The sequence below is a fragment of the Bacillus sp. 05T31 genome, from assembly GCF_056396725.1.
In genome coordinates, this window is the sequence record NZ_JBFTMA010000684.1 from 1 (window position 1) to 4,290 (window position 4,290).

Here is a 4,290-nt window from a genome sequence, read left to right on the forward strand (position 1 = left end):
TTATTCGAAAGTACGAAGAAGGTTTAGTTATGCCTGACGGTCAAAATTTTCGAGAGCAAGGAACTGGCACTTCTAACTTAAATTTCACTTTATTTATCCCACGCTATTTTCCAACTCTCAAAGAAGCAAATGTATACGCAAGTTCAATTATTAAAAGCATTAACCAAGGACGAGATCGGATTGTTATACAGCGTTTAGAGGACTTAATAAAGAAACAACCTACAGCGGAGAACAACATGAAACATAATCGTATACAGCCTACACTACACGGAGATTATGGAGATTTGAATGAAGAAATTCCTCAATTATATATTGAAGGACTCAAAAAATTTTTATTACGTTTAGAACAATTTATCCAAGAACCTATCGATAAAGATACTTTATTATATGGAATTGATGGAAAGTTCTATGCTCCTACAATAAAAATCAATAACCACTTTGAAACAAGTATGAATGGGCTATTTTTAATTGGAGATTGTTCAGGCGTCACTCATTCATTATCTCAAGCAGCTGCAAGTGGTCTGTATGTTGGAAAATATTTATCAGACATTTAAATACTCTAATTAAATGGAAAGGGAGCAACTAATTACTGTTGCTCCCTTTTCCCTATTACTTCTCTTATAAGACGTAATCTCAATTCAAAGAGCGTTATAGGATCATGATAAACTTCAGGGTTTGATTTCATTTTATGCAGTTTATCTTGTTTTTCTTTTATTTCTAAATGAGTGTTTTTTACAGCTTGTTCCAACGAGCCAAATGGATTTCTAAAGAACATATTAATATCCCGCTCTTGTGTGTTTTCAAATAGCTCAAACTGCAAGAAAAATTTCTTCATAATAGAAGCCGTTACATCGGTATAATCTTCATTTTCTAAATACTGTTTGTATTTGTTATATAGCATAGCTTTATTTTTAGGAAGAACTCCAAATAATTTACCGGCACTTTTCAGTAAAAATTGYGCTGGYGTAAATCGGCGTAAAATATTTACTTCTTCCATTTGTATTCTAGTTGTCATTCTATCAGTATCTCTGCGCCAGTCATCAATTACTTTAAAGTCACATTCTAACTGTATTCGATTTTCTCCAAATAAAGAATTAAGTCCTTCACTGGTTTCTGCTAAGTACAATTGACTTTGAAGGAGCTCGTTATTAGAAGTCGCAATCCAATTTTGCATAGAGCGAGCAAGATTAGGTAATACAGTTTGTTCTAAATATTGTTGCACCCTTTCATTCATCGCTGTATTTAGTTCAATATCAATGTGCCCAAAATCACTTTCTTCACTAATTAAATCGGAACAACTCTGCAATAGTTTCGGAATATGTTCTGTAAGATCATTAGTAATTTCGTTTTTCATTGTACGATATGTTTCTGTAATTAAATGAATTTTTTCCTTCTCAAAAGCAGTCAGGTTATTAATACAAGCATTTAGTTTAACTAACATATCTTCATTCCAATTAATAGAATCCACTAGATTATTTTCCCTCTCGACGCGTTTATCCAAAAGATATGTAATTGTTTTTCGAATGAAAAACAATAGCTTTTCAGTACGTTCTGCATCGATATTTTTATGGTTAAAGTTAAAATGAATAAACTCAGTTAAATCGTTTAGTTGTTTACTATTTGTATATAACGAAGAATAAGGGAAAACTCTTGCATTAGGGAAATATGTATTTATTCTCACTTGCGTATCTTGTATAACTCTTTTTGCTTCTGCTTCATTGTAAATGTTATCGATTTTATTTAATAAGAAATGAACTTGTAGATTTGGTGTATGTTCTTGGATACTTAATAGAATGTCACGTTCTTTGTCAGTAAAAGGTGAATCCGTATTCAATACGAATAATAATTCATCTACAGAGTTTAAATATTCAAACACCTCATCTCTCGCGTCATTGTTCCTATTAAAGCTAGGTGTAACAACGAATGTAAGTTTATTTTTACTTAAAAACCTGCATGGTAATTTAAATTCAACACACGCTCTATCTCTATATGTTTGACGATGCACTGCCATCATGTTATGGAAATCAGAGAAATTCTCAGTTGTTGTAATTTCCGAATCTGTTATAGCGTTAATTTCTGTATAAGCGTCATTTTTAAAAACAACTACATTTGAGATTGAGTTTTCTAATATATTCTCTCCTAAAATAGTTTTAGAAGGAAAAATCTCATCCCATGCCAATACTGCTGCAGATGGAAATACAGCATGAGAGGGATTGACTACCTTTAACCAATTTGTTAACAGGTTTGGAATGATATCGTGTAATTGTCTAAGCATATATTGACCTTGAATTAATTCAAAGTATGTTTCTTCGTAAAGAGAAGAAATTTCGTCCCATATATCGGACGAATGTATTTCGATATGTATGAAAAATTCATTTATTGTGTTGAGCCATAATAAGTAATTTTGTTCATCTTTATAGCTGTGCCAAAGTGATGAAACAATTTGCGTAAATTGTACTTGATCTACATTATTTAATGTAACTAATACTTTATAAAAATAGTCTGGTGAAATATTTTTAGTAAATCCTTTATCGATATATTCTTTTAGAACCTCAAACCACGGATAAGATTCTGTTCGAATTAACTCGTTCACAGCAAGCTCTACTGCACTATCAAAATCTTGCTGTTCTTCATAAAAGGAACGGGCAATTGTTGTGACGTTTGGATAATCGGGATTTAAAGAAACCGCTTCTTTTATAACAGCGAAAGCTGAATCAAAATTATTTTGCTCGATGTAAAGAGACAGTAATTGCAGTACAATTTCGGTCATAAGTATTTTGTTATCAGTAGTAATGGAAGTATACACATTTTCAGCAACTGATAATTGGTTAAGTTCGAAGTAAGCATCCGCAATATTTTTTTGTGCCCATGGTGCTAGTTCATTACTAACTTTCTCCCATTTAAAAATAGCTGCTTCAAAATCTTGATGGTGATAATAAAATTCACCTTGTGCAAAACGAATATAAGATCCATCAGAAATCTCATTTTTTTCTTCGTTTACATAAGCTTCTCCAAGTACTTGAAGAGGTGGGTGTGTTTCATTCTCCATTAGGAATGTTTCATAATACATCTTTTTTATTAATTGTTTTTCTAATCTCATYTTTTCCCCCACTATATCTCGAAAATACATTTTTCGAGATATGTCAATACTTTTTTGTATGTATGCTTTTTATCTTAACAAAGAATTCCTTTTAGAAAATTTCATTTTCCTTTCATTTTTCAAGTAAGATTGAATTTTTATGAGAAAAGTTTCAGTTTTTTTTCAATTTCCTTTCAGTTGTGAAACAACATTAAATGTTCCTAATAACCTRATAACACTATAATATTCCACATTATATTATCAGGAAAACTATATATATATTACATTATAAAAACAATCTATAACGAATATATATGCACGATTCCCTTCGCTAATAAATAAAAGAAATCCTTATAATATATTTCTCACATTGTTTTCCTTTGAAATATTTCAGTAGTTACGTAATTAAATTCCATTAACCTATATAAATAACTAGTCCAAAAAAAATCTATATGCATATCATGTTATAGTAAAGAATTCAGGAAATCCTAAAAAGGAGGCATTTTCATGTTTGAAGATAAATCTAAAATAAATTACCCATATGAATTTACTGAAACTACAACAGTCCCTCTAAAAAACCCCATCAATAAAACTTTCAAAAACGGCTCTGGTACACATAACTTCCCAATTAAAAAGCATTATAAAGAGCAGGTTTTATATACTGAAAAAATTAATAATAATAAAAATAAATAACCGTATAGATCCTTATAACAATTAACCAAATAAGAATCAATATTTGGCCATGCATAGTTATGTGTTTAATAATGTAGAAATCCTTATTATACAATTTACGTACCTTTAAAAAGTGCTGATATACGGCGCTTTTTTATACATAGATAATGGAAGAACAAAAAAGGTATGGATATTTTCCATACCTTTTTTGTTCTTTACTATTTATAAATAAAGTACTTCCATGTTTACTTTACCTAATAGCACTTTAATGGGCCTTCTAGAAGAAATAAAAGCTAGTTTAATGAAAAAATAAGTTTCTTAGCCAATGCCCCTATCCCTACCAGCAGAATTTTACTGGTAGGAGTCATTGTATTGAATTTATATAATACCTTGAATATTTTGCGTCTATTTTTTCTTAAGGGATATTTATTCGGTGTTATACATAAAAGAAGAACATGAAAAACATTACGTAGAGGTTGCATATGGAAAAGGACTTTCATCAAGTTATATACTATGCATTCATTTATTCAAAAATATAT

2 protein-coding genes and 2 pseudogenes are annotated in these 4,290 nt (G+C 30.2%); 3 read left to right on the plus strand and 1 reads right to left on the minus strand.

The genetic code is table 11. The annotated features are described in order from the left end of the window. A pseudogene (locus AC1DJR_RS26570) lies at positions 1–554 on the plus strand (NAD(FAD)-utilizing dehydrogenase); the annotation flags it as partial. Between the two features lie 32 nt (positions 555–586). On the opposite strand, the gene AC1DJR_RS26575 reads toward AC1DJR_RS26570, so the two are convergent. Beyond that, the gene (locus tag AC1DJR_RS26575) at positions 587–3,100 is read right to left on the minus strand and encodes a GTP-binding protein (RefSeq protein ID WP_477003919.1); all 2,514 of its coding nucleotides are present in this window, start codon (positions 3,098–3,100) and stop codon (positions 587–589) included. 486 nt (positions 3,101–3,586) lie between these two features. On the opposite strand from AC1DJR_RS26575, the gene AC1DJR_RS26580 reads away from it, so the two are divergent. After that, on the plus strand, positions 3,587–3,772 hold the full coding sequence (locus AC1DJR_RS26580; RefSeq protein ID WP_000461142.1) for a hypothetical protein: 186 nt from the start codon (positions 3,587–3,589) through the stop codon (positions 3,770–3,772). A gap of 412 nt (positions 3,773–4,184) precedes the next feature. Continuing rightward, positions 4,185–4,290: pseudogene (locus AC1DJR_RS26585) on the plus strand (ABC transporter permease subunit); the annotation flags it as partial.